Source organism: Vibrio harveyi (assembly GCF_030060435.1).
Taxonomy (GTDB): domain Bacteria; phylum Pseudomonadota; class Gammaproteobacteria; order Enterobacterales; family Vibrionaceae; genus Vibrio; species Vibrio harveyi.
Window position 1 is genome coordinate 1,060,722 of sequence record NZ_CP125875.1, and the last position, 26,537, is coordinate 1,087,258.

Consider the following 26,537-nt stretch of genomic DNA (forward strand, 5'->3'; position numbering starts at 1 on the left):
AAATCACATAACAATAAATTTAAGAGTGATTCGTAACGCTTGGCGTTTTTACTCCAAACCAGTTCAGTGTGCTATTTGCTTGGGCGTAGCATGACAATACCGCAGAATATTGGTTAAAATATCAACTACTATAAGAACACCATAAATTTATAAAGCCTTATGCGTTTGGGGCGTTGTGTGGCGAAGCGGGAACTGTAATGACTTACGCTGAGAAAGCACTATCATTGTATTCTTCGCCAGACATTAAATATTATGGGAAAGCCTGTGGTGGTAAAAATCCGCAGATAATGCACGGCATATGCAGAGTTCGCAAAGTTGATAGCCTCACACTTTCCGATATCAGAAATTGTTGCAGAATAGTAATTAATGCCCGCGGCGTTAACTTATTAAGTCAAGAGTCTAATTTCGGGAATTAGTGTTTAGTTATGTTTCGATATTAATACAAAAATGTAACTTACAACATTATAACTGAGCCATTGATCTCAAGGTGTCAATTATATAAAGGTGAGGCTTCTTTATTAGGGCGATATGATTTATGATTTTACTTGAAGCATATAGACAAGATGAAACCTGTCTAATGTATCAGGAGGTAAAATGGATTATTTGCCGAAACTTATGGCTAGGAAGTTTGAGTGGGTTGAAAATGTGTCAATGCTCATAATACGGATGATACTTATCTCTATATTACTAGTTTGTCCTTTCCTTGGTGTAGTGCTCATTAAAATCGACATAAGTTTGTTATTGTTTGTATGTGGCATATATTTTTTGCTTTTATTTGGTTTACTTTACGCTAAATAACATTCGTCAGAAATTATGTTATTAAAAGCATCCAAAAGCAGAAGTGGACTTATTCGAAATATGTTTTTACTTATGATTTTTCCTAGTTTAGGTGTTAATTAAAAATGGCTGGGTAAGTATTTTTATATATATTTATTGGGTGTGCGTATTCAATATGTTTTTTATTATATTGACTATAATGGCATGTTCTCATCCAATTTTATTGGAGATAATACGCTGAAGTGTAAAGCTACTCATTAATTCGAAATTTACGCCTTATCACCAACTCTAATGGAACGTATTTTAAAGATTGTTTTTAACGTTTTTTATATAAACAGTAATCTTTGCTAAAAGGACAATGACCCTGAGCAGATTTTAGAAGGAAAAAGTGGAACATATTTCAATAGTCAAGGTAAAACACCTTTCTGGATACATATTAAAGATACAATTCAGTGACGGACACATCTCTATTGTTGACTTCTCATCATTTATTTTTAGTGGAAAACACCCGGATTATGAGCAGTACAGGGATACTTGTTTCTTTGTTGACTTTGACATTGTTGATGGGAATCTGAACTGGCATGATTATAATATGATTTTTCCTATTGAAGATCTTTATGAAAATAATATCATTAATTAATGATTCTTCCTTGTTTTAAAAATTTTTAGTTTGCGAAAACTTAATTATAGACGGAAATGTTCATGGAAAAGAAAAGTCTTACTATCATCAAGTAAAATAGAGAAAAGTCACATAACATATGTTAGGGAATTAAAATGTAGCTTTGTTGATTGGGAAACTAGAATAATATTAGAATCTACGCTTAATGAGCTTGAAAGGCTAAGGAGTATAAGTGAGTTTTCCAATGATGAAAATATTCGCGCTAATGCTGCTAATGATTATATAAAGGTTCAACTACTCAGAAAGTCACTTGAGAGTGAGGCGAAGGTTGTATTTGGGGAACAAATACTTAATTTTAACCAAGAAGACTTATGATACTCAGCTTTGCTGATAGGATTCCTTAGATGTATTGAAAGTGAAAACCTTATTCAATGTTGCTCCATTGGAGGGAGAAGTGAAACGCAAGTCACGAAATTTACTCGCATATGTTGAGTTACAAAATGGAGATATCTTGATAGATCTGATAACACTAACTCGTAATGGTCAGTCTTACTACTTTCAAGGAAAGCGATGGCAGCGAAACCAATGTTGTCTCGGTGGGGACGAGTGCACTGCAGATGATGGAAGTACGATACATATTTCGCTTCTAAATAGGCGACAGCGCCCTATATGGGTTGAAAGTAAAGAGTGTTACGTTTCGCCAACGGCACAAAAACGTTATCAGCTATGGATTTCAAAGCAGCGCTAAAACAGGCTTGGATCTCTATGTTTGATGATAAAGAACTGAGGTACATAAAGATTTACTTAATTGAGAAGTATGAGCGTGATTTAGCTTTGTTAGCTAAATTAGATGAAGACAGTGATGATTATATCGAACTTGCAAACGATCTCATGCTACTGGAATGTTTAATCTTTAAATTTACTAAAATATAAATAAGTTTATTTCCACCCAATACGGGTATTAGGATCTACAAACTAAAAACGGGAAGAGTGACCAAATTATCTTTGGGCTTTGGAAAATTTTAGAAAAATTATTACTTCTTAGTGAAAATGATAAATGGAAACATGAAAACATTATTAAGACAAAACAAGTTGTCCAATATTAAGCTACTTCATAGTTTTATAAACAGAGTGTTTTTCTTTAGTATTTTAGCTTACTACTTAGTGATCATTTCAGAAGAACCATTGCTTACTCAACTCAGCTTTATAGCCTTTGGTTGTGGTTTCTCACTACTTATCGATTATTCAGTATCAAAACCACGACAGTCTGTCGAGGTCTCGTTTGATGGCACTAAGTTGAGGTTTCTCAATATGTGTATCATGACATCTGATGTAAAAGAAATTCTGTATGGACAAACCAAGAGGTTTGAACACACGGTTCGTTTTCGCTACAAAAATCAGACTTACCAAGATTTTGAACTTGCTTCGAAAGACTTGATCGAGGATTTGCGATTTTATTACTTTCTCGTGGATAACCAGTTACCAGTCAAAATGTTAGATTGTAACGAGCGCTTGATTTAATGCTTCTGTAAGAACGAGGAAAAAATGAATCCATTTTGTTGTTTATATTGCGTGGGGATAATGAAAACACTCGTTATCAACGTGACGCTACTCATTTTAGTTGGATGCGTGTCAAAAGTGGATAAACTGAGCTACTTGGAAACATGGAATGACAAGTGGCAAGAGTGTGACAAGGTAGGCAAGGAAACGACTATTGTATTTCCTCAGTCTGATTGGTTCAAAAGTTTGACGCTAGATAACAAAAGAAAAGTATTCTTATACATACATTTTCTTAAGGATTACGAGTGCACTCAAGAAGAAGCCGAAAAACTTAAAAGTGTTTTGAGCGAATATGACATTACAACGCTCAATGAGGTTCTGAAAGGATTTATCTACTTCGACATGCCAAGCAATGTTGATGTTAAACATTTAGATGAACAGCAGCTTATCTTTCTCTCTAATCAAATTTTGGGGCCTTTCAATGCTATAACAACAGCAGAAGCGATGGGATTAATAAAACACGAATGAACCTAAGCTGTGAGAATTATATTGTGTCAACATCTGATGATGATCGGTATGGCGATGGACTACGAAAAAGTGAGTTATTTCGTTTTAACCATGCTTTCTAATTCAAGAAGCTTGAAGGTGCATCGCAGTAAAAGCCATGATTACTGGCGTAATTAGAGATAGTTATACCTAAGCAATTGAACTCATGTTAATTATTGGTTTTATTCCTCACAACTTTTCCTGTTTAGGGGAGCAACGTGTGTCAAAGGAGGGCTTTGTGGAGTGGATGTTAGGCATATTAGCTTTTGCTGTATTTTGGGGACAAAACGAGTTCTCTTCAATTAAGTATCGACAAAAGATAATTGAGCGCAAGATAGATCTCTTATTGGAACAATCAGGTTTAGAGGTCGATCAACGGTTTGGTGTCTCAATCGAGGTGTGTGATGCGGTTAAATCCGGGGCTAAATTAAAAGCTATTCGTCTTTATAGAAAAGAGATGGGGGCTTCGCTGAGAGATGCTAAAAGGGTTATAGAAACATTGGAAAAAGAGATTGCTTGAGCCTGTCGATATAGAACTCAAGAGTATTTAACTCAATCATATTTACTTTGAATTTGGGTATAAACACACTATTTAACTTGGTATAGTAGTCTTTGTTGTGGTTACGTTGTCACTCGACTCTCAAGGTTGTATTCTGAAGGCCTGTCCTGTCTTCACATTGGTTCGAAGCTGAACAATGCGTTACTTACGAAACATTTATTAAGTTAGCTAAATGCAAACGAATAAAAACAAAAACCCGCAATGTGCGGGTTTTTTAATCGAGACTATACTGCCAGTAAACGGCAATGGGTAGCTTAGTCAATTAAGCCATAGTCTTTACTTAAAATCTCTATGATTTCAGCTTTAGGGTTTTGGCTTAACGTAATTGGCTTTCCGGTAATTTTTTCTGCAATACCAATGTAAGTGCGAGAGATATCCATTAAAGATTCGACTGGCAATTCGTTGTTGCGAGCCAATGCTTCACGTTCTGACATACGCTCTTTATTAAGTAAAATATCTGGGTCAGGGAAGTGGTTTAGCAGGAATTGACGGAAACCTTCTTTCGAGTTTTCGACGATTTGACCTTTTTGATACGCTTTGGTATCCCAAATTCGCGATGAATCAGGTGTGCCAACTTCATCCATATAAATTAGTTTTTCATTACCTGCGGCATCGTGTACGTAACCGAACTCGAACTTAGTATCAACAAAGGTTTGGTCGATGGCTTCCAGTGCATGACTGATCACGTTAAAGCCTTCTTTGAGTAGCTTCTCGTACTGCGCTATGTCCTCTGCATGAGAGAAGTTGAAAGCTGCAAAGTTGTCCACGATATTTTCGCGAGTGATGTTCACGTCATCAGCTTCAGGGACGTCAGGAATGCCTTTCAAGATACCTTTGGTTGAAGGTGTCATTAGTAGCTCTGGCAACATTTTATCTTTTTCAAGACCTTCTGGAAGCTGAATACCACAGAAGTTGCGTTCACCATTTGCATAAGCACGCCACATAGAGCCCGTAATGTACTTACGACAGATAGCTTCAATCTTAACTGGTTTGGCTTTTTGTACAATCCAGACAAACGGGTGGGGGATATCTAAAATATGGCTATCTGCAAGACCGTTTTCTTTAAACAGTTTAAACCAGTGATTTGAAATTGCGTTCAGCGCTGCTCCTTTACCCGGAACGCCTTTTAGTCCTCCTTCTCCGTGCCAAATACAATCGAATGCTGAGATGCGATCGCTGATTACCATAATGGCCAAGGGCGCATCTGGGGCGACGTCGTATCCTTTTTCTTTGATCAGTCGTGCGCTGTCTTTTTCTGTTAACCAGTAAACAGAGCGAACTTTTCCGCTGTGGACGGGCTTGTGAGTGCGAATTGGCAGGTCGTCATTGACGGCAAGTACTTGATTAGCAAGGCTCATTGCGACATTCCTATCATCTTAATCAAACGTCAGAAAGAGAACTTACTCAGTGCACAGTGCGCACTGAATAAACCGAATGAGGGCATCATACCAGAACTATTTTAACTCGCCAGAGAAAAAGCAAACGTTTGCCTTATTTTGTTTTGGTATAAAAAAGCCCCCTTAAAAGGAGGCGAGATGCAGGATGGATAACGTCGATATTATTAGTGGTATTGGCTTGGACGGCCTTCGACGAAAAAGACTTCGCACTGATAACGCTGAGCGATGTCACGAAGCATAGATTGATTGATAAGAGCAATCTCATTCGAAGCAACAACTGCGCTAGCATTGCCAGATTGGATGGCTTTAATAACGATTTCCACTTCAGAAAGTTGCTGAGATGGCTTCATCTGAATGATGTTTTGACAGCGAATATTAGAAGCAGCAAGTTGCTCAAAATCAGGACGCGGGCACTGAGCAGTAAACAAAATCCACTGCTGTTGCTGAGATAATACTGCCAACTGAGAAAGAAGTTGGTCAGAGACATCCATCGGTTGTGTTGCTTGCGCCAATACGTTGTAGCGAGAGTATGTATGAGTTTGACTTTGTAACTGCATCTTACTGTTCCTTTATACATGCTGTATGTGTATACAGTAGTTTGTTTTCGAAGTCTGATCAACCCATTTTTATCGATGACTTAGAATAAATGTCGCATGTTTACGGCTTGGGATTTTGTTAAGTTTTTGAATTATAGAAATAAAGTTATTATCGAGTGTAGATTGGCAGTGTGAGAAAATGTGAACTCATCGACATTGCGCTTCCTGTCTATACAGTGTTTTTCTACTGTATAGACAGGGGTTGCACAGTAGGATTTGACTCGGAGACGAAAAGGTAGGATGGAAAATGGTAAGCTGATACGATCAAAAAAGCGCCTTAAACAAGGCGCCTTTGAAAATCAGTTCCATTGATTTGTTGTGGTTAGCTTGCTCGCTGAACCATACGTTCACGCATTTGCAATTCACCTTGGTTAAAGAGGCGCACATCAATTTTGGCGATGTCGTAGCAAGATTTGCAAGAACGATGGTATTTACCATCTAGGTAATCATGACGAGTAACAAAGCTAGGTTTTTTGCACCAGTCACAGGTGCCTTCTTCAGTGAACATTGATTTTCTCCCCACCTACATGAATTTTGAGTCGCTAGGTGTTATTTTTCGCCAAGTATTATGGCATACAAAAGATAGCTAGGTTAAATGTCTGTTAATTTGTTTGAGAGGGAGATCGATTGCGAGCCTTTATTTTAGAGGCAGAAAAGCTCGCATGCTAAAGGGGTTTGACTTGGTTTTACTATTTTGTAACATTCTGTGAAATGGTTTTAAACGCCTGATTTAAACGCTTCATTTCTTCTTCACTTCCTCTGGAATCAGGATGATAGAGCTTTGATAGTTGTCTGTAGCGCAATTTCACTGCTTTACTGTCTGGGATACTCTGTGGGGTATAACCGAACATGGCACATGCTACAGCCAATCTGTGTCCTTCCGATTGACCTTTGATCTTCCTAAACTCTTTGAATACCTTTTCAAGTTGACGTTTAAGCTGCTTATTTGCAAATTCAAGTTCTTTAGTTTGAGTTTCTAACTGCAGCGTTCTGGATACTTGGTGGGCGGTATTTGCATTGATATTCTGACGATGTCGGCGAGTTGCGAATGCGCCTCCAGCAATTACTAAAGCAGCACCTAGGGCGCCAAAGAAGTACCAAAGTGTGGACTCTTGTGCTTGTTGCGTTGACTTCGCTTGTTTTTGGTCTTGTTCTTCTTCGTCGGTGGCTTTTTTGTCTAACTCGACGATTTCCGATACTTGTTTAGCTCGTAATTGGTTAAACCGCGCTTCCAAAAATTGATTGTACGCTTGCTCTGCTTGCGGGTTTTTTAAAGCCGAAAGTTGATACCAGGCTTCAACCAAATCGGCGTTTGATACTTCTTGCTGATGATGTTCTACAAAATCAGCCAACAAGAACCCGCGATCGTTTGGATCATCCAGTGCCACTGATGTAAACCAATACACTGCTAAGGTGTAATCTACGTCTCCGGTTAAACCTCTAGCGTAGTCTTCGGCTAACTGCTTTTGCGCTGGAATATACCCTTGATGTGCCGATTGTTCTAACCAATAGCGTGCGTCATTAGGTGAAGTTGGATTAGGGGATAGAGCCAGTTGCTGCGCTAGTTCGAATTGCGCCTCAGGCTGAGTTGGGTTTTGGGAGGCGAATGCTGCGCCCGTCAGACTGGTCATCAATACCAGAGAAAGGGCAAAAGTTTTGAAACACATGAGGTATGTCAGGTCTAGCGCTTATCGCTAGACCTGCTCCGGTAATTTTAGTTATTACCGATATGGTGCAACCAAATTACTTCAGTGGCAAGATCTGGATTTCAACACGACGATTGCAAGCACGGCCTTCAGAAGTTTGGTTTGAGCAAATTGGATTACGCTCACCGTAGCCACGTGCGATTGCGCGACCTGCTGCGACGTTTTGTGATACTAGGTATTGACGTACCGATTCAGCACGACGCTCAGATAGCGTTTGGTTGTATGAATCGCTACCAGTACTGTCGGTGTAACCATCGATCACAAGGCTAGTGTCTGGGTATTCAACCAGAATGCGCGCCACGCCACGTAGTGTGTTATGGATGCTTGCGTCTAATTGGTAAGAGCTTGAAGAGAAGCCAATGCCGTTTTCCATGCGAAGAAGCAGTTTGTTTTCACCTACGCGTTCAACTTGCACACCTGAATTCAGTAGTGCACGACGCAATTCTGCTTCTTGTTGGTCAAAGTAGTAACCAATGCCAGCACCAGTTGCGCCACCAGCTGCAGCGCCAATTAATGCATGTTGACGACGTTCTTTTGCATTGTCGCCCGTCGCAAGACCGATTGCTGCGCCGGCAATCGCACCGATAAGCGCACCTTGTGTGGTTGAATTTGTTTCGTATTCACCTGTGGTTGCGTTTTGGCGTTGGGTTGCTTGACAGCCTGTAAGAGCCAGCACTAGCGCAAGTGCAATAGACATCTTTTTCAAAGGAAAATCTCCGTATAAGCCGAGGCGCAATGGCGCCTCATAATGGGATGTGAATTATGGAATAGAAGGTATTGATATTTGTTATGTGAACGTCAGATTGGTAGGACGTTCGTCAGCTTTTTCTGATAGTTGGCGATTGAATAACCAGTGATAGGTTCACTTCGATGGGTTATCCAACATTTTTCTCGCTTGCTCTCCGCCCACTCCGCGGTTAACGGAGACCTTACGACCCTTCTTTAGGCCAACTTCATAATCTGCTGTGAGGTTTTTCATCGCTTCTTTGAGTTGTTTCTTGAACGTCTCTCGGTCGATGTTTTTAAATTCTTTATCAATGTAGTTATTGATCTTATTTGCGGACTCTTCATCAGGGGAGATCACTGGTAGTTTCTCAAGTGCTCCTTCAACCCAACCTGAAACAAAAGAGTTCACGCGACGAGTGACTTCCATTGATGAGGTGCCTGAACCGGCAAAGCTGTTACGAAACTGACCAGTACTTTCGTTCATTTCACGATAGATAATATCGAATGCAAATGCAGCAAAAATCGCACGGTCTGCTTCACCGATAAACTCAACTCGTTTTAATCCTTTATGGTTTAGAAGTACTGCCTCGACACCAAATTTAGTGTTAATACCGCGGATCACACGCAGCAATGTTGAACTGATGTTGGCTGGCAGCAGGTGTGACGATTGCGTCTTACCCATCTTGATAAACTCAATGTCATCTTTATCCAACCCGTATTTAAGCATCAAACGATGCGCCATTTTGATGGCGTTTGCAGCCTCATTGACGTTGGCGGAATTACCCAGTTCTAAACATTTGGCGATTTTCTTCAGAGCTTTTTGTTTATCCATCGATGAACAGTACCAAGAGCAGAAAATTTAAGAAGTCGGACATATTACCTTTTTCGCACTAAAAACGCCAGAAAGGTGAGCTGTGAGCAAAAAGAAAGCCCCTTATTAAAAGGGGCTTAATACGGTGTTAATAGCGATTGAAACGTTATAAACCTAACTGGTCTAACAGATCATCTGCGTCATTTTTAGAACCACTTGATTGTGACGCTTGCTTATCTTCCATACTTTTGCGAGTCGCTTCTAAAATGTCGTCTGGACTCTCGTCTTCCGCCACCTCAAACTCTTCAAGTTGAATAAACTCGGTTTTGTCCATCGCAAGTTCTAAGTAGAAAATGTTGTTATTTGCCGTAGAGAAGGTCACGCGACGCGCTTGAGGTCGGTCGAGGTTGGTGTCTACTTGCAAAATTACCTGTTTATTCAGAGCCAACATTTTGGGTTGATTTTGAGTAATGTTGGTTTGTAGCTCTTTGCGGATCTTGTTGGTGAAGTCGCCAACCAGCTGATTCATCAGCTCACCAAGAACATCACCTACTTCGTCAGAGGTGTGCGAGATCGCTAACTCCTCTTCTGGCATGCCCATATTGCGCATGTAGTTGGTGTAGACCTCCAGTGCCGCTTTAGCAGTAAAGTTAATGACCACCAATCCAGTAAACCCACCGTCAAACAGTACAAAACAACCAAAATCCGGCTTGAGGCTGGTTTTGTTGATCTTTTGCACCATTGCTGAGTAGTTAACTTGAGAGGAAGTCGCCGAAGTAAGAACGCCAGAAACCGACTGGCAAAGTTTTAGAAGGATATCTTCAGTGGTTACAACTTTATTTTTTTTCATCCTGAAAGCTCATATTAAAGGGCTATTTCCCTTTCAATGTAAGGCATCAAGCCTCAAAAAATAAAGCATAAGTTTAATTCTTGTTTGGAGATTCTGATTTGAACGCCTTTTTAAATGTTGTAAAGTGACGTAATTCAAAGAATATTACCTCATTCATGTCTCTGTCTTCTGCTGTTGACGGTGTAGTTCCGAGGCGTGGGTGCTTAAAAATTACATAACCCGCAGCTGATTGGATCAGCGCAGTAGGGGCAGGAAGCAAATGTTACCAAGATTACACTCGCAAACGGATGTCGATCCTCTTGTTCTGAGTTTTCTCAAAGAACTTGAGCAATCCGGGTTCACTGGCGATATTGAAAGCCAGTATTCTAGCCGCCTTGCGGTAGCCACCGATAACAGTGTCTACCAGCAACTTCCTCAGGCTGTAGTTCACCCAAAAAACACTCAAGATGTCTCCCTTATTGGTCGGTTGAGCAATAAGGAAGCTTATGAACGTATAACGTTTTCACCACGTGGAGGCGGAACAGGTACCAATGGACAGTCGTTAACCAAAGGCATTGTGGTCGACTTGTCGCGTCACATGAATAAAGTGTTAGAGGTTAACGAAGAGCAAGGTTGGGTGCGTGTTCAAACGGGAGTGGTCAAAGACCAACTCAACGATGCTGTGCGCCCATATGGTTACTTCTTTTCACCAGACTTATCGACCAGTAACCGAGCAACGATTGGTGGGATGATCAATACCGATGCATCTGGTCAAGGTTCTCTCAAATACGGTAAAACGTCAGATCATGTTTTGTCACTGCAAGCGGTGTTTGCTGACGGTTCCATCTTAGAATCGGATCTGTCTCATGGTATGCCCATTGAAGGTGAGTTTGCCCACAACGCGATGCGCATTACCGAAGCGGTGTGTCGTGATAAGCGTCAGCAAATTAATGATAAGTTTCCACCATTAAATCGATTTCTAACCGGTTATGACTTAAAGAACGCGTTTGATGAGCAGGAAGATCGTTTTGATATTACTCGCGTACTGTGTGGGGCTGAGGGTTCGTTGGCATTTATTACCGAGGCAAAACTTAACTTAACTCGCATCCCTAAAGCTCGAACGTTAGTGAACGTAAAATACAACAGTTTTGACTCTGCATTGCGTAACGCTCCATTTATGGTTGAGGCAAATGCTCTATCAGTCGAAACCGTCGACTCTAAGGTGCTTAACCTTGCCAAACAAGACATTGTCTGGCACACCGTCAGCGACCTGATCACCGACGTTCCCAACAAAGAGATGCTTGGCATCAATATGGTGGAATACGCAGGTCAAGATGAAGAGGAAGTTGCCGCGCAAGTGGCCTCCCTGACGAGCAGACTTGATAGCATGCTAGAGACCGAAGAAGCGGGTATTATTGGATATCAAGTATGCAATGATGTTGCGAGCATCGGGCGTATATACAACATGCGTAAAAAGGCTGTGGGGCTGTTGGGGGCCGCGAAAGGGCGTGCTAAGCCGGTAGCGTTCGCGGAAGACACTTGTGTGCCGCCAGAGAATCTAGCGGACTTTATTGTTGAGTTCCGTGAACTGCTGGATGCGAAGTCACTCAACTACGGTATGTTTGGTCATGTAGACGCTGGCGTACTTCACGTCCGTCCTGCATTGGATTTATGCGATCCTCATCAAGAAGCCTTAATGCATGAAATCTCAGACGAGGTTGTTAAGCTGGTAGCCAAATACGGTGGCTTGATGTGGGGTGAGCACGGAAAAGGTTTTCGTTCTGAATATGGACCTGAGTTCTTCGGTGAGGAATTGTTTACCGAGCTACGACGTGTGAAAGCGGCGTTCGACCCGCACAATAAAATGAACCCTGGCAAAATCTGTACACCGTTAAACAGCGATGCAGAACTTGTGAAAGTCACGGATACGAAACGTGGCTACTTCGACCGTCAGATTGACGTTCAGGTGCGTGATAGCTTCAAGCAGGCAATGGAGTGTAACGGGAACGGCTTATGTTTTAACTACGACACGAGCTCGCCGATGTGCCCTTCGATGAAAGTGACAGCAGATCGTCGCCATTCACCAAAAGGGCGAGCAGGTTTGGTGCGTGAATGGTTACGTCAGTTGACAGAGCAAGGCATTGATATTCTCGACTTAGAGAAGCAGACGCTAGAAAATAAAACGCCTATCAAAACCATGATCGACCGTGTACGTCATTCAATCAATCGTCGTCATGAGTATGATTTCTCTCACGAAGTATACGAAGCAATGAATGGTTGTCTTGCATGTAAAGCGTGTGCGAGTCAGTGTCCTATCAAGGTTGATGTGCCTAGCTTCCGCTCTCGTTTCCTAAACATCTATCACTCGCGCTACCAACGTCCGGCAAAAGATTACTTGGTGTCGAACATTGAGTCGATGCTGCCCTTAATGGCAAAAGCACCAACGCTTGTGAATGGAGTGCTTAAGCAGTCTTGGGTGCAAAGTTTAACGGCATCTACTGTGGGTTATGTCGATGCACCGTTACTGTCTGTGCCTACTTTGAAGGATCGTGTAGACACGTTAACGACGGCTTATGATCTTCAAGTGCTGAGTGGTTTATCAAGTGAGGACAAACAACAGCATGTACTGATTGTACAAGACCCATTTACCAGCTACTACGATGCTGAGGTGGTGGAAGACTTTATCAAGCTGGTTAAGAAGTTGGGTATGAACCCTGTTCTTTTGCCATTTAAGCCAAATGGCAAAGCACAGCACATTAAAGGTTTCTTACGCCAGTTCAAGCACACCGCTCAAGATACCGCTAAGTTCTTGGAGATGGTTGCGGATTTAGACATTCCAATGGTGGGTGTTGATCCCGCGCTAGTGCTTTGTTATCGCGATGAGTATGCTGAGGTATTGGGCAGTAAGCGTGGTCAGTTTGATGTTTTAACTGCTCATGAATGGCTTTATCCAAGACTGAGCGAGTTCGAGGCTTTAGATACCAAAGAGCAAGCACCTTGGTATTTGTTTGCGCATTGTACTGAGAAAACAAAAATGCCAAATGCTGAGAAAGAGTGGGGGGCAATCTTTGCTCACTTTGGTGCGATCTTGAATACTGTGCCTGTAGGCTGTTGTGGTATGGCTGGCACTTTTGGTCATGAAGTGGATAAGCTAACTATGTCTCGTGATATCTATGATCTAAGCTGGAAACCAAATTTAGATAAGCTTGATAATGACCGATGTCTGATTACTGGGTATTCCTGTCGAAGCCAAGTAAAGCGTTTTGAAGGCATCAAACCTAAACACCCAGTGCAAGCTTTGCTAACCTTGTTATAACGTTTACTCAAGCCCAGTTTTACTGGGCTTGTTGTCATTAGTGCTATGTAACTGAACATGAATCTGTTTTTACTTTCATAAGGATATGAAGATTGAAAAAGCTTGAGCTTAAAGTGCCGCCTGTCGCTCTATTTTTCTTGATGATACTGCTGATGTATGGGTTAAAAGAAGCGATGCCTGAAATGAAAATTACAGTGCCGTTTGTCGAGTTCGTTACGGCGGGGCTCATTATTCTTGCTGGTTTTATCGGTATTGCCGGTGTTTATGAATTTCGCAAAGCAAAGACGACCGTAAATCCGGTTAAACCAGAGACGGCTTCACTAGTGGTGGATTCCGGCGTTTTTGCCTACACGCGTAACCCAATGTATGTGGCGTTATTATTAGTTATTGTCGCTATAGGTTTGTGGTGGCAACACTTAAGCGTCATTTTATGTGGTGTATTGTTTGTGGCCTACATGAACCGTTATCAAATAAAGCCAGAAGAACGTGCGTTAGAGAGGTTGTTTGGCGAAGACTATTTGGATTATAAAAATCAAGTGCGTCGCTGGATTTGACGCAAAGATACCGAGTTACAGATGAAAGAAAGCCCAGCAATACGCTGGGCTTTCTTTTTGAAATCTGTCGGCAGTGGGATGATTATGCTGCCTTAGCAAACTTTGCTAGGAAGGCATCCTTGCGCTCGTTAAAGCGTTGAACCAAATCGTCCACTGCATCTTGGTCGTATGGCTTAAGACCACTCGCAACCATGCGCTTGATGCCTTTGCCAACAACTTCGCCATCTTCTTTGAAGGCAAAGTTTAGTGTTACTACGCCGCGCTTACCTTCAACATCGAACGTCGCACCAGTGAAATCTACTTCTGGATGAGTTAGGTCTAAACGACTGAATTCTACTTCCATGCTTTCGTAGATCACTAATGGTCGTTGGCAGTTGATCATCATTTGTTTCTCTTCCATCAGAGGAACCATGATGTGAGGGAAGTTCATGCCAGAGAATTGAACGTAGTTAGTCACCACGTGTTCAATGAACTCAGGGTTGAGGTTAGTTTCGCCTTCACGAGACATGTGCAGGTATTCTTTACCTGCTTCATCGACTACGGCACTTTCTTTTTCACACTTATTCTCGATATGAAGCGCTACGCCATCGTTCACCATTCCGGAGAAATCGAAACGCATCTTTTGGCTTACCCCTTCTTTGCTTAGCAATACGGCAAAAAGTAAATCGCCCGGCACACAAAAGCGTTTGTTGTCTTCATCATGGATAGGGTTGTAATCACCAGCGACGCGTTTAGCGAAGTGACTTGCTTGCTCACGAGTGAACTGAAATTGGTGATTAGTGTTTGAAAAATAAGGTGTTAGAAACATAATTTTTACGTAGTAACCAAAACTGTCAGGGATTATATGCGAATATCTGCGTAGCAATGGTCCATCCAGTGAAAACTTCACTGTATCTTAACAATGAAACGATAACGCAGGGCAATTAAGCATCAAAAAGAGTGCTTTTGTGTCACATTATTCAGTATGGCTATAAATCAGGAATTTACCATTCGCTTCGGGCGATGAGTATATACCCAAATGATTTCAAGATGCAGGGTTCAGAGCGTTGTCATTGATTCCCTACTTACCGAAAGCAAGCAAGGAAAACAACGCAGCGTAACAGCCAACTATTTCCAAGTTGTTTGACTTAGCCATTGGTTTAATAGAAAAGCGAGTCAATGACACGCTTCCAAAGGGTACTCTTTACAAATAGTAAGGACCTTGGCTTGTATATTTTATTGGCGATTCTTGATTTAGATCCACTAGACCTTTAAATCGCCGCCGCGTCTACAAACCAAGTCATTCTCGCTGAACCTAGCATCTCGAGGTTACTTAGGTATATATAAATACAATAAAGGCTCCACGCAGGAGCCTTTAAAGTCATCACTCACTATGAATTAATGCACGCTTGGTAGTAAGCTTTCTGGCATTAATGCGTTGTGCAGGGCGAGCTTGAGTAGTGCATTGGCTTGCTCGATATCTGGCGCGAAGTAGCGGTCTTTATCGTAGAACGACACTTTCTCACGCAGCATTTGCTTGGCAATTTCGATACGCTCTGAAGATTTGTTTGGCGCACGGAAATCTAGCCCTTGAGCTGCTGACAAGTATTCAACCGCCAAAATGCCACGTGTATTCTCTCCCATTTCCTTTAAACGACGAGCAGCAAAAGTAGCCATCGAAACGTGATCTTCTTGGTTTGCGGATGTTGGCAAACTATCGACAGAAGCTGGGTGAGCCAATGTTTTGTTTTCACTTGCCAATGCTGCCGATGTCACCTGAGCAATCATAAAGCCGGAGTTCACGCCGCCATTGTCGACCAAGAAGGGAGGAAGCTTAGATAGAGCGCTATCTATAAGCAGTGCCATGCGTCGCTCTGACAAGCTACCAATTTCAGCAATCGCAAGTGCAAGGTTATCCGCTGCCATAGCGACTGGCTCTGCATGGAAGTTACCGCCGGAGATTATGTCATCATCTTCCGCAAAGACCAGCGGGTTATCCGACACAGAGTTGGCCTCCACTTGTAGAATGTCTGCTGCATTGCGAATTTGCTGCAAACAAGCTCCCATTACTTGAGGTTGGCAACGCAGTGAATAAGGATCTTGTACCTTCTCACAGTTGGTATGAGATTCACCAATCTCGCTGGTCGCTTCTAACAGGTGGCGGTACGCCAAGGCGGCATCCATTTGGCTACGATGACCACGAACACGATGGATACGTGGGTCGAACGGACGACGACTGCCCAAAGCCGCTTCTACTGACATCGCACCGCAAACCGTCGCTGATGAGAACAGGTCCTCGGCAATGAACAAACCTTCTAGTGCAAATGCTGTTGACGCTTGAGTACCATTAAGCAGTGCTAACCCTTCTTTTGGAGCAAGAGTGATTGGCTCAAGACCGGCGATTTGCAGTGCTTCTAGACCTGAAATCACTTTGCCATTATGGCGAGCTTGACCTTCACCAAGAAGAACCGTACTCATATGAGCTAATGGCGCTAAGTCACCAGATGCGCCTACAGAACCCTTTTGAGGGACGCATGGGTAGACCTGAGCATTCACCAAATCAATCAACATGTTGATGACTTTTAAGCGTAAGCCAGAGAAGCCACGGGCGAGGCTGTTGATCTTTAATACCATCATCAAACGAACGGTTTCGTCTGACATGAACTTGCCGATACCAGCCGCATGAGAAAGCACGATACTGCGCTGCAGTGTTTCCAAATCTTCTGGCGCAATGCGTGTATTTGCTAGCAAACCGAAGCCGGTGTTAATGCCATAAACCGTCCGGTCTTCTGCAATCACTCGATCGACCACTTGAGTGCTTTCTTCTATTGCTGGAATCGCGTTTGGATCCAGAGTAAGGTTTACGGGTGAGCGGCTCACTTGGCGTAGTTCGTTTAAGCTAATATGACCTGGCTTTAGCGTTAAATTGAGCATGTCTTTCATCCTTACTTCAGCTTTTTCAGTTCTTCATTGAGCATTGGCAAATCCAGTTTTTGCTCAGATGCACATTGTTTTGCGATGTCGTATCCTGCATCAGCGTGACGCATAACCCCCGTTGCTGGGTCATTATGTAGAACACGTGCAATGCGCTCCGACGCGTCATCACTGCCGTCACAACAAATCACCATACCAGAGTGTTGTGAGAAGCCCATACCTACGCCACCACCATGGTGAAGAGATACCCATGTCGCACCCCCTGCGGTATTCAGCAATGCGTTTAGTAGTGGCCAGTCTGAAACGGCGTCTGAGCCATCCATCATGCCTTCGGTTTCACGGTTCGGGCTTGCTACAGACCCTGAGTCTAGATGGTCACGACCAATGACAACAGGGGCTTTGAGCTCACCGTTTTTCACCATTTCATTAAAGGCTTGACCTAAACGTTCTCGATCTTTTAAACCAACCCAGCAGATACGTGCTGGTAGACCTTGGAACTGAATGCGTTCGCGTGCCATGTCTAGCCAGTTATGTAGATGTGGGTTATCTGGGATCAGCTCTTTCACTTTTTGGTCGGTTTTGTAGATGTCCTCTGGGTCTCCAGATAATGCTGCCCAGCGGAACGGTCCGATGCCTTCACAGAATAACGGGCGAATGTAAGCCGGTACAAAGCCAGGGAAGTCAAACGCGTTCTCAATGCCTTCTTCTAAAGCCATTTGACGGATGTTATTTCCGTAATCGAGCGTTGCCGCGCCTCGGTTTTGAAGCTCCAACATAGCTTTCACTTGAATCGCCATCGACTGTTTGGCTGCTTTAACTACGCTCGCTTCATCTTGTAAACGCATGTCTGCTGCATGTGGCATGCTCCAACCTTGAGGTAAGTAACCATTCAATGGATCGTGCGCAGAGGTTTGGTCTGTTACTACGTCTGGTGTGATGTTACGTTCTACAAGCTCTGGGAAGATATCTGCTGCATTGCCCAGTAGACCAACTGAAATTGGTGCGTCAGATTCTTTGATCATCGCTAGTGCCTCATCCAAAGACGTTGCTTTTTTGTCAACATAACCGGTACGTAGGCGGTAATCGATGCGTGATTCGTCACACTCGACCGCAATCATGGAAAAGCCTGCCATGGTGCCAGCAAGAGGTTGAGCACCACCCATGCCACCAAGGCCCCCAGTTAAGATCCAGCGACCTTTGGCATCACCCTTAAAGTGCTTTTTCGCCACAGACACAAAGGTTTCATAAGTACCTTGAACAATGCCTTGTGAGCCAATGTAAATCCAACTGCCTGCGGTCATTTGACCGTACATCATCAAGCCTTCTTTATCGAGCTCATTGAAGTGTTCCCAATTCGCCCAATGTGGCACTAAGTTTGAGTTCGCAATCAGCACGCGCGGCGCGTTTTTATGCGTCGGAAAAACGCCGACAGGTTTGCCTGATTGGACGAGTAAAGTTTGGTCATCGTCGAGTCTTTCTAACACTTCAACAATCTTATCGAAGCATTCCCAATTTCGTGCTGCTCGACCAATGCCACCATAAACGACAAGCGAGTGAGGGTGCTCGGCTACATCTGGATCAAGGTTGTTCATCAGCATACGAAGTGGCGCTTCCGTCAGCCAAGATTTGGCGCGCAGTTGTGTACCGTGTGGAGCACGAATTGTTCTGCTTGTATCAAGTCGTGGATCTTGTCCCTGGCGCTGTGTCATTTTAAGACTCCTTTAGTTTCACGTTTATATCCAAGTCTCTGCTTGGCTACTTCTCCTCAAATAACTAGGCATGAGAACCGACCATTATTCGAGTTAAGTGTTATTGAATTCGGTTATTTGGGTTTATGGTCTTTCTCTGCCATGGCATTGGCAATATCCCAGCACAGGCGTGCTGCCAATCGAGCCGTTTGGCTATCGACGTCATAAGTGGGGTTGTACTCTGCAATGTCTGCCAACATGAGTTTGTTCTTGTAATGCAGTATTCGATCGAGAAACGGTGCAAGGATGTCGTAGCTCACGCCTCTCGCTGCTGGCGCGCTTACCCCAGGTGCAGTTGCCGCTGGAAATACGTCCAAATCAATCGTCAGATAGAGATAATCACAGTCATCGATAAAGTGTTGGAGCTGGGTTAAATGATAGCTGTGGTTCATGTAACAAAGCTGATTATCCTCCACGTACCAGACGTTGAGTTGATCTGCTTTTTGAAAAAGAGCCTGAGTATTGCTGCTGCGGCTGACACCTATGCAGGCGTAATGAAATGCCCAATCGTTACGCTGACAAAAATGATGGATCTGATTGAATGGTGTACCAGAACTTGGCTTTACCTCTGCAATGGGGCTTTCAAAAGCGCGTAAGTCAAAGTGTGCATCGAAATTGATGATACCGATTTTTGGCTGCTTATCTGGGTGATGGGTTTTGAAGTATTTGGCCAATCCAGAAAATGAAGCCCACGCAATTTCGTGCCCTCCACCCAAGACGACGACAGGGCTATAGGGTAGGACTTGAGCAATAGTATGCGCGCACAGATTCTGACTTGACTCTAGTAAATCGTCTTCACAAACGACGGTTCCTATATCGTAAAGTGGCGCGTCCTGATGCCATGCAAGATTGGCTAAGGCACGACGGATTAAATCTGGTGACTTCTTCGCACCAATGCGACCTTTGTTACGCGCCACACCTGCGTCGGTAGCAAAGCCAAGTATTGAAACGCCTTCGCTTAAATGTGGTAGTTCTTCGGTGGAGATATTTTTGATCACGTGGTGGACACGCTTTCCTTGTTCTCCATCTTCGGCATCGTGACGACCTTGCCAGTGAAAGGGTGGGTGATTTACATCGGATTGAGACATTTTAATGCCCTCCGTGGGAAACGTATTCACCATTCACTATACGACCTACTAAGCGTTTTGCACCGACTTGATAGCTGAGGTCTGCTGGATGCTCGATATCCCAGATGGAGAAATCGGCGTCACAGCCAATATCAATGACGCCACGAGATTCTCCGTAACCCAATGCTTTTGCAGCGTTTTGCGTAACACCACGCAATGCCTCTTGTGGTGTTAAACGGAAAAGTGTGCATGCCATGTTCATCATCAAGGTTAAATCAGCAAACGGGGATGTTCCTGGGTTGATGTCTGTTGCAATCGCCATTGGAACCTTGTGTTCTCTGAGTAAATCAATCGGTGGTAATTGGGTTTCACGTAGGAAGTAATACGCGCCGGGAAGCAGCGTCGCAACCGTTGGAGAGTTGGCTAAAGCTATTACGCCTTGTTCATCTAGGTATTCGATGTGATCGGCAGACAGACCATTGTATTGAGCGGTTAAAGCGGTACCGCCAAGCATAGAAAGCTGCTCAGTATGCCCTTTCACTCTTAACCCGTGTTGGGTAGCCGATTGAAAGACGCGTTCGGTTTGCTCTAAGTTAAAGCCTATCGATTCGCAAAACACATCGACGCTGGTGGCGAGATTTTCTTGAGCGACAAGAGGAATAATGTCGTCACAAATATGCTGAATATAGTCGTCAGCGCAATCTTTATATTCTGGAGGAAGCGCATGAGCAGCGAGTAAGGTGGTTGTGATCTTAACCTTACGTTCATGTTCCAAGGCTTTGGCTGCACGTAGCATTTTTATTTCATCATCCAGAGTTAATCCATAACCGGATTTGACTTCAATCGACGTGACGCCGCTTGCAATCAAACCGTCAAGGCGTGGCAAAGCGAGCTCAATTAGTTGTTCTTTAGTTGCGGTTCGTGTGGCATAAACGGTAGAGAGAATACCGCCGCCTTGCTTGGCGATTGTTTCGTAAGGCACATCATTGAGGCGCATTTCAAATTCGTTGGCTCGATTACCCGCGTATACGAGGTGGGTGTGGCAATCTATTAACCCTGGCAGTAACAACCTGTTTTGAAGGTCAAGCGTTTGTTCGTAATGATCTGGATTCAGAATGGATTCGGTTTGTGCACTGTCTTTGCCTTTTTCTGTGGTACTGATGGCAACGATTTTTCCCGAACGAATGCCAACGCGGGCAGGAGGAGAAGGCAGGTAACCATGTTCTCCTTCTTGCATCGTGACTAAACGGGTGTTCTCAATCAACAGATCCATTCTTGTCGTTCCTTTCAATTCGTATTCTTTAAATGTATATACAAATAAATAGGAGAAAAAAGCATCACTGACAAGACTAATGTTGCGGAAATGTGATCGAAACGAAGAAGTAACGTCCAGTTTATAACAGGATCTTAGAGCTTAATTTGTACTTGTTACCAGGGTGAAACAGAAGGGCTGTACTGACCAGTTTATCTTGGCTCCAAGTTCGGCGATTGAGGAGTAAGCACGGTTCATTGGCTTGCATTTTCAGGTCTTGCTTAACGCGTCCATCCGGTATAATCGCTTCGACCGTATGCTCTATGGCGCTCAGTGGACAATTGTCTGATAGGTATTGGTTTGGCGTCTTACAAGTGAAGTCTTGTTGTAGATAATTTGGCGCATATTGGCTGTTGACCCAACGCAATTCAAGTTGAATCGGGTTGTTATCTTCAAAGTGTATGATTTCACTATAAAATACTGTTGTGCCTAACATCACGCCAAGCTTGGTTGCAATAGCGTCATCGGCTTTTATAGCGATTTGTTGTAACACTGCGCTACGGTGTTCTCGTCCGCGATTACTGATTTCATCGGCAATATTGCGAATGTCTAAAAGGGGCGATTCTGATTTCTCCGCCGGATCACAAACAAAAGTCCCAAGGCGAGGGCGACGTTGCAGTTTCCCCTCGTTGACTAAGTCCCGAATGGCTTTGTTGACGGTCATTCGACTCACACCAAACTGCTCAGTCAACTCGATCTCTGTCGCAATACGATGCCCAACTATCCACTCTCCCGAGTCAATTTTATCGAGGATGAATTGCTTGATTTGCATGTAGAGTGGCGCAGACATAAAGATTTCCTTTTAATTGACTATACAAATAGTGCGTAATCTATGGACAAATTGCAAACAAACATACCTATTTTGTGCAGTGATAAAAGGAATTAGTCCGCATTCTTGTCGTCTATTACTTGCAGGAGTTTCTGCAGTTGTGTAAACAGAGACTTATCAAAACAATGAAAACAGACAGTCACAAAGGAATCGCATGTTTAAAAAACTCAAAGCGTCGCTTGGGATCGGCTCAGCTAAAGTCGATACGATCTTAGATGAAATGAGCGTGTACCAAGGGGCAACACTGCGCGGTCATGTTCAAATCAAAGGTGGTGACGTAGAGCAACAAATTGATGCCATTACCATCAAGCTCAACACCGAAATGAAAGTGGAAGTGGATGACAGTATCAGTTACCAAACTTTCACGATAGACCAACTTAAAGCGGTCGAACCGTTTGTCATTCAACCGAATGAAGAAAAACAAGTGCCATTCGAGCTCAAACTTCATGACGAAACACCAATCACAGCTGTGAGTGCACAGAAAAATCAATGCCATGTTTGGGTAGAAACTACGCTAGATATTGGCTTTGCGATTGACCCGCGTGATAGAGATTACATCGAGGTTAAGCCGTTACCAGTTGCTTCGCGTGTAATCCAAGCCATCGAACAAGCGGGTTTTACTATGGTGAAAGCGGATGTCGAGAAAGGCTTCTTGCGTGGCAATACGTTCTCTTCACGCTCCGGTATCTATCAAGAACTGGAATTTCGTAATAACGGTTTTGTGTCAACTAAAGAGATCGAACTCTCATTTATCCTAGATGGTGGGATTATCCACTGTTTAGCAGAGATCGACCGTTCATTTAGTATGTCAGGCGATCAATACCGTTCTTTCTCGTTACCGATTGGAGCTTCTGATTCAGAAGTTGCGGCAGCAGTTGCGCCGACATTGAATCTGTAAACATCTAACTTTCCGTTTCTGGAACGAATAGGTACCGATATCCAAAAGTGAAGGCGATATCGGTACTGTTATCCATGTTTCTCGCATTCTCAATCGCCATGATTTCAATGGCAGAGTTCTCCATCAAATAGCGATACCCAATCACAAACTCATTCGATGCGTCAGCAAACTCGCTTGGACCTTCAGTGGAGCCCTGATACCAATGATATTCAAGGATAAAGTGGTGATTGTTGTTTAACGCATAACGATATCCGCCTGCAAGCGCTGCCGTGTTGTGCCGGTATGGGAAGTCAACAAGCGCTCGATCACTATTTCGAAACGTCATCCCCGCCATGGAATAGAATACATTGGCTGCATTGAGTCGGTAGCTGTAGTTAATTTGTACTCCTTGCTCAAAACTGCTTCCTTTAAAGGAGCCGTGAGCGACATCGTTATAGTAGAGACTACCACCGACAGATAAACCATGATGTTCATTTTGTATTATTTGGTATTGGATATACGTTGAGAGGTTGTTTGCCAGTGTTTCACCTTCAAAATCCTCTATTAAAATGTCGTACTCGGGCATCGACATATAAAAGCGGTTCTTGTCGACTTCATCTCGTCCATTTTGTCCGATACCAAATAGGTCGTGAAAGCTTTCGGTCAGTCCATCTAAATGGTTGTCTGCAGCAAAGACCCAACGGTAGTTCAGTTCCCATTGCCACTGGTCATTGATTTGCCATTTTCCACCGAGTTCAAGTTGGTTGTGATAGTAATCGAGAGAATAATCGCTTGTGTGAGCCCAGACACTTGCGATGGTGCCCGAACCATATGCTTCAACGTAGCCGGAGGGAAGACTATACCCAGAGCGAAGTACGTTAGTATGACTGACCACTTGTATTGGAGATTGCGCATAAGAGCGCAGTGGACCATACAAATCGGATGCGCTGAACGCTGGGGTACTTAGAAACAAGGCGCAACTCAAAAGAGTAGGTTGCCATCTTAAATCCATCATGATGAAAGCCTAAAATGAGATTACTCAATAAATTAACTATAGTGTCTTCATGTTTTGAATGCTGTTCAATTGCAATAATTATACAATTTGGGCTTAGTGTTGAATTGGTAGTAATGAAGTTTAGATGACATTTTGAAATCGCTCTTTGCATTCTAAATGTGAGCTAGGTACAATCCTCGTTCTGATGAAGGTCCGGTATTCGTGTTACCGAGCGACCGTCATCAACTTTCGAAATATCTTCTAATTTGAATAACATGTGTTGCTTGGTGTGCAACACCACTGTAAAGGACATAGCATGCCTATTATTACTCTTCCTGACGGCAGTCAGCGTCAATTTGACAACCCAGTTTCTACTATGGAAGTTGCGCAATCGATCGGTCCTGGTCTTGCAAAAGCAACTATCGCTGGTCGTGTAAATGGTAACCGCGTAGATGCGTGTGACCTAATTGAAGAAGACGCAAGCCTAGAGATCATCACAGTTAAAGATGAAGTGGACGGTCTAGAAATCGTTCGTCACTCTTGTGCTCACCTTCTTGGTCACGCTCTTAAGCAGCTTTACCCTCAAGCTAAAATGGCGATTGGTCCAACAATCGACAACGGCTTCTACTACGACATCGACCTAGACGAGTCTCTAACGCAAGACGATCTTGAAAAGATTGAAAAGCGTATGAAAGAGCTAGCGAAAACCAAGTACGAAGTGGTTAAGAAAAAAGTAAGCTGGCAGGAAGCACGTGATACGTTTGAATCACGTGAAGAACCATACAAAGTGGAAATCCTAGACGAAAACGTATCTCGTGATGATCGTCCAGGTCTTTACCACCATGAAGAATACATCGACATGTGTCGTGGTCCACACGTACCTAACATGAGCTTCTGTCAACATTTCACACTATTAAATGTGGCAGGCGCATACTGGCGTGGTAACAGCGACAACAAAATGCTTCAACGTATCTACGGTACAGCTTTCCACGATAAGAAAGCTCTGAAAGCGCACCTAACTCGCCTAGAAGAAGCGGCGAAGCGCGACCACCGTAAGATTGGTAAGCAACTAGACCTATTCCACATGCAGCAAGAAGCGCCGGGTATGGTGTTCTGGCATCACAATGGTTGGTCTATCTTCCGTGATCTAGAAGTATTCATTCGCGCTAAGCTAGATGAGTACGGTTACCAAGAAGTAAAAGGTCCGCTAATGATGGACCGAGTTCTTTGGGAACGCTCTGGTCACTGGGACAAATACGCTGATGCGATGTTCACAACTTCTTCTGAAAACCGTGAATACGCGATTAAGCCAATGAACTGTCCAGGTCACGTACAGATCTTTAACCAAGGTCTAAAATCGTACCGTGACCTACCGCTACGTATGGCTGAGTTCGGCTCATGTCACCGTAACGAACCATCTGGTGCACTACACGGTATTATGCGTGTACGTGGCTTTACTCAGGATGACGCTCACATTTTCTGTACTGAGAGCCAAATTCAAGAAGAAGTAACAAACTGTATCAAGATGGTGTACGATACGTACCAAACATTTGGTTTCGACAACATCGTAGTGAAACTGTCCACTCGCCCAGAAAAACGTGTAGGTTCAGACGAAATCTGGGATCAATCTGAAGAAGCATTGAAACAATCTCTTGAATCGATGGAAATCCCATACGAAATTCAAGAAGGTGAGGGTGCGTTCTACGGTCCTAAGATTGAATTCACGCTATACGACTGTCTAGACCGTGCGTGGCAGTGTGGTACTGTTCAGTTAGACTTCAACCTACCAGGTCGCCTAGGTGCAACTTACGTAGGTGAAAACAATGAACGTCTTGTACCGGTAATGATTCACCGTGCAATTCTAGGTTCACTAGAGCGTTTCATTGGTATCCTTATCGAAGAATATGCTGGTTTCTTCCCAACTTGGTTGGCGCCAGAACAGGCAATTCTTATGAACATTACTGATAAACAGTCAGATTATGTTCAGGAAGTAGTACAAAAACTACAAAAAAGTGGAATTAGAGCTAAAGCGGACTTGAGAAATGAGAAGATTGGCTTTAAAATCCGCGAACACACTTTGAAGCGTGTACCGTATATGCTTGTTGTCGGTGACCAAGAGATGGAAGCAGGCGAAATCGCAGTACGTACTCGTAAAGGTAAAGATCTCGGTAAATTTAAAGTGGATGACTTTATCGCATACATCCAAGACGAGATCTCTAGCCGTAAGCTCAATCTGGAGGAATAAGCTATTAAAGGCGGAAGACGCGGCCAACAGCCGGTAAAACAAAACCCACACCGTATGAACGGTGAAATTCGTGGCGTTCGTGAAGTTCGACTAACTGGCGCTGACGGTGAATCAGTTGGTGTTGTATCGATTCAAGAAGCGATCGCAGCTGCTGAAGAAGCAGGCATGGATCTTGTGGAGATCAGTCCTAACGCTGAGCCGCCAGTCTGTCGTGTTATGGACTACGGCAAATTCCTCTTTGAAAAGAGCAAATCTGCTAAAGAGCAGAAAAAAAAGCAAAAACAGGTTCAGATTAAGGAAGTAAAATTCCGTCCTGGAACTGATATTGGAGACTATCAGGTAAAACTACGCAACCTGACGCGTTTCCTTGAAGAAGGCAACAAAGTGAAGGTAACAATTCGCTTCCGTGGCCGAGAAATGGCACACCAAGACATCGGTGTTGACGTTCTTCATCGCTTGAAAGAAGACACTGTAGACTTTGCTGTAGTGGAATCTTTCCCAAGTAAGATCGAAGGTCGTCAGATGATCATGGTTCTTGCCCCTAAAAAGAAGTAATTAACGGCTCATCAAGTAATTAAAACCTAGCCGCCTTTCCTTCTAATAAAAGGTATAGCGG

The 26,537-nt window shown here is 43.4% G+C and carries 23 protein-coding genes and 1 pseudogene; 10 read left to right on the top strand and 14 right to left on the bottom strand.

The features are described 5' to 3' along the window. Nucleotides 1-89: 89 nt before the first annotated feature. From QMY49_RS27270 to QMY49_RS05570, 5 genes and pseudogenes are all read left to right on the top strand, one after another. Nucleotides 90-319 (top strand): annotated as a pseudogene (locus QMY49_RS27270) (hypothetical protein); the annotation flags it as partial. Between the two features lie 846 nt (nucleotides 320-1,165). After that, the gene (locus QMY49_RS05555; RefSeq protein WP_152163268.1) at nucleotides 1,166-1,417 is read left to right on the top strand and encodes a DUF2442 domain-containing protein; all 252 of its coding nucleotides are present in this window, start codon (nucleotides 1,166-1,168) and stop codon (nucleotides 1,415-1,417) included. A gap of 666 nt (nucleotides 1,418-2,083) precedes the next feature. Then, nucleotides 2,084-2,329, top strand: a complete 246-nt coding sequence (locus QMY49_RS05560; RefSeq protein WP_017817976.1) for a hypothetical protein — start codon at nucleotides 2,084-2,086, stop codon at nucleotides 2,327-2,329. Between the two features lie 648 nt (nucleotides 2,330-2,977). Further along, nucleotides 2,978-3,424: a hypothetical protein gene (locus tag QMY49_RS05565; RefSeq protein ID WP_017817978.1), complete on the top strand. Its 447-nt coding sequence runs from the start codon at nucleotides 2,978-2,980 to the stop codon at nucleotides 3,422-3,424. A 184-nt stretch (nucleotides 3,425-3,608) separates the two neighbouring features. Then, nucleotides 3,609-3,962, top strand: a complete 354-nt coding sequence (locus QMY49_RS05570; protein ID WP_226982077.1) for a DUF6793 family protein — start codon at nucleotides 3,609-3,611, stop codon at nucleotides 3,960-3,962. Between the two features lie 293 nt (nucleotides 3,963-4,255). Here the strand turns inward: QMY49_RS05570 and QMY49_RS05575 are convergent, their stop codons facing one another. From QMY49_RS05575 to QMY49_RS05605, 7 genes are all read right to left on the bottom strand, one after another. Next, nucleotides 4,256-5,359, bottom strand: a complete 1,104-nt coding sequence (locus QMY49_RS05575) for a phosphoribosylaminoimidazolesuccinocarboxamide synthase (RefSeq protein WP_005445626.1) — start codon at nucleotides 5,357-5,359, stop codon at nucleotides 4,256-4,258. Between the two features lie 203 nt (nucleotides 5,360-5,562). Beyond that, on the bottom strand, nucleotides 5,563-5,955 hold the full coding sequence (locus tag QMY49_RS05580) for a SulA-like leucine-rich domain-containing protein (protein WP_009697340.1): 393 nt from the start codon (nucleotides 5,953-5,955) through the stop codon (nucleotides 5,563-5,565). A 361-nt stretch (nucleotides 5,956-6,316) separates the two neighbouring features. Continuing rightward, nucleotides 6,317-6,502 carry a hypothetical protein gene (locus QMY49_RS05585; RefSeq protein ID WP_005445621.1) on the bottom strand — a complete coding sequence of 62 codons (186 nt, stop codon included), beginning with the start codon at nucleotides 6,500-6,502 and terminating at the stop codon, nucleotides 6,317-6,319. 181 nt (nucleotides 6,503-6,683) lie between these two features. Then, nucleotides 6,684-7,661 (bottom strand): J domain-containing protein, encoded by a 978-nt coding sequence (locus QMY49_RS05590; RefSeq protein WP_026138246.1) that lies wholly within the window; start codon nucleotides 7,659-7,661, stop codon nucleotides 6,684-6,686. Nucleotides 7,662-7,737: 76 nt separating this feature from the next. Then, entirely contained in the window at nucleotides 7,738-8,406 is a 669-nt protein-coding gene (locus QMY49_RS05595; RefSeq protein WP_005445618.1) for a YiaD family glycine zipper/OmpA-like lipoprotein, read from the bottom strand. Between the two features lie 156 nt (nucleotides 8,407-8,562). Next, the gene (locus QMY49_RS05600; RefSeq protein ID WP_005445617.1) at nucleotides 8,563-9,258 is read right to left on the bottom strand and encodes a DUF2786 domain-containing protein; all 696 of its coding nucleotides are present in this window, start codon (nucleotides 9,256-9,258) and stop codon (nucleotides 8,563-8,565) included. A gap of 145 nt (nucleotides 9,259-9,403) precedes the next feature. Then, nucleotides 9,404-10,087 carry a DUF3334 family protein gene (locus QMY49_RS05605; RefSeq protein ID WP_009697342.1) on the bottom strand — a complete coding sequence of 228 codons (684 nt, stop codon included), beginning with the start codon at nucleotides 10,085-10,087 and terminating at the stop codon, nucleotides 9,404-9,406. Between the two features lie 259 nt (nucleotides 10,088-10,346). On the opposite strand from QMY49_RS05605, the gene ydiJ reads away from it, so the two are divergent. Together ydiJ and QMY49_RS05615 are read left to right on the top strand one after the other, a co-directional pair. After that, a complete protein-coding gene (gene ydiJ / locus QMY49_RS05610; RefSeq protein WP_009697343.1) occupies nucleotides 10,347-13,382 on the top strand; it encodes a D-2-hydroxyglutarate dehydrogenase YdiJ in 3,036 nt (1,011 codons plus the stop codon). Nucleotides 13,383-13,474: 92 nt separating this feature from the next. Then, the gene (locus QMY49_RS05615) at nucleotides 13,475-13,936 is read left to right on the top strand and encodes a methyltransferase family protein (protein WP_005445612.1); all 462 of its coding nucleotides are present in this window, start codon (nucleotides 13,475-13,477) and stop codon (nucleotides 13,934-13,936) included. Between the two features lie 82 nt (nucleotides 13,937-14,018). Here QMY49_RS05615 and QMY49_RS05620 read toward each other — a convergent pair whose 3' ends face one another. The 6 genes from QMY49_RS05620 to hutC form a co-directional block, all read right to left on the bottom strand. Next, on the bottom strand, nucleotides 14,019-14,744 hold the full coding sequence (locus tag QMY49_RS05620) for a DUF3581 domain-containing protein (protein ID WP_005445610.1): 726 nt from the start codon (nucleotides 14,742-14,744) through the stop codon (nucleotides 14,019-14,021). A gap of 569 nt (nucleotides 14,745-15,313) precedes the next feature. After that, the gene (gene hutH / locus QMY49_RS05625; RefSeq protein WP_009697346.1) at nucleotides 15,314-16,849 is read right to left on the bottom strand and encodes a histidine ammonia-lyase; all 1,536 of its coding nucleotides are present in this window, start codon (nucleotides 16,847-16,849) and stop codon (nucleotides 15,314-15,316) included. Nucleotides 16,850-16,860: 11 nt separating this feature from the next. Beyond that, on the bottom strand, nucleotides 16,861-18,558 hold the full coding sequence (gene hutU, locus QMY49_RS05630; protein ID WP_283313308.1) for a urocanate hydratase: 1,698 nt from the start codon (nucleotides 18,556-18,558) through the stop codon (nucleotides 16,861-16,863). Between the two features lie 113 nt (nucleotides 18,559-18,671). After that, entirely contained in the window at nucleotides 18,672-19,685 is a 1,014-nt protein-coding gene (hutG, locus tag QMY49_RS05635) for a formimidoylglutamase (protein WP_009700164.1), read from the bottom strand. A gap of 1 nt (nucleotide 19,686) precedes the next feature. Further along, on the bottom strand, nucleotides 19,687-20,937 hold the full coding sequence (hutI, locus tag QMY49_RS05640) for an imidazolonepropionase (RefSeq protein WP_283313312.1): 1,251 nt from the start codon (nucleotides 20,935-20,937) through the stop codon (nucleotides 19,687-19,689). Between the two features lie 121 nt (nucleotides 20,938-21,058). Continuing rightward, entirely contained in the window at nucleotides 21,059-21,766 is a 708-nt protein-coding gene (gene hutC / locus QMY49_RS05645) for a histidine utilization transcriptional repressor HutC (RefSeq protein ID WP_101904713.1), read from the bottom strand. 193 nt (nucleotides 21,767-21,959) lie between these two features. Between hutC and QMY49_RS05650 the strand changes: the two genes are divergently transcribed. Then, nucleotides 21,960-22,703 (top strand): sporulation protein, encoded by a 744-nt coding sequence (locus QMY49_RS05650; RefSeq protein ID WP_009697351.1) that lies wholly within the window; start codon nucleotides 21,960-21,962, stop codon nucleotides 22,701-22,703. 4 nt (nucleotides 22,704-22,707) lie between these two features. Here QMY49_RS05650 and QMY49_RS05655 read toward each other — a convergent pair whose 3' ends face one another. Then, nucleotides 22,708-23,697 (bottom strand): DUF3187 family protein, encoded by a 990-nt coding sequence (locus QMY49_RS05655; RefSeq protein ID WP_005445595.1) that lies wholly within the window; start codon nucleotides 23,695-23,697, stop codon nucleotides 22,708-22,710. A 295-nt stretch (nucleotides 23,698-23,992) separates the two neighbouring features. On the opposite strand from QMY49_RS05655, the gene thrS reads away from it, so the two are divergent. Both thrS and infC read left to right on the top strand, forming a co-directional pair. Beyond that, nucleotides 23,993-25,921, top strand: a complete 1,929-nt coding sequence (thrS, locus tag QMY49_RS05660) for a threonine--tRNA ligase (RefSeq protein WP_005445593.1) — start codon at nucleotides 23,993-23,995, stop codon at nucleotides 25,919-25,921. Between the two features lie 3 nt (nucleotides 25,922-25,924). Beyond that, on the top strand, nucleotides 25,925-26,476 hold the full coding sequence (infC, locus tag QMY49_RS05665) for a translation initiation factor IF-3 (RefSeq protein ID WP_074050532.1): 552 nt from the start codon (nucleotides 25,925-25,927) through the stop codon (nucleotides 26,474-26,476). Nucleotides 26,477-26,537 lie beyond the last annotated feature (61 nt).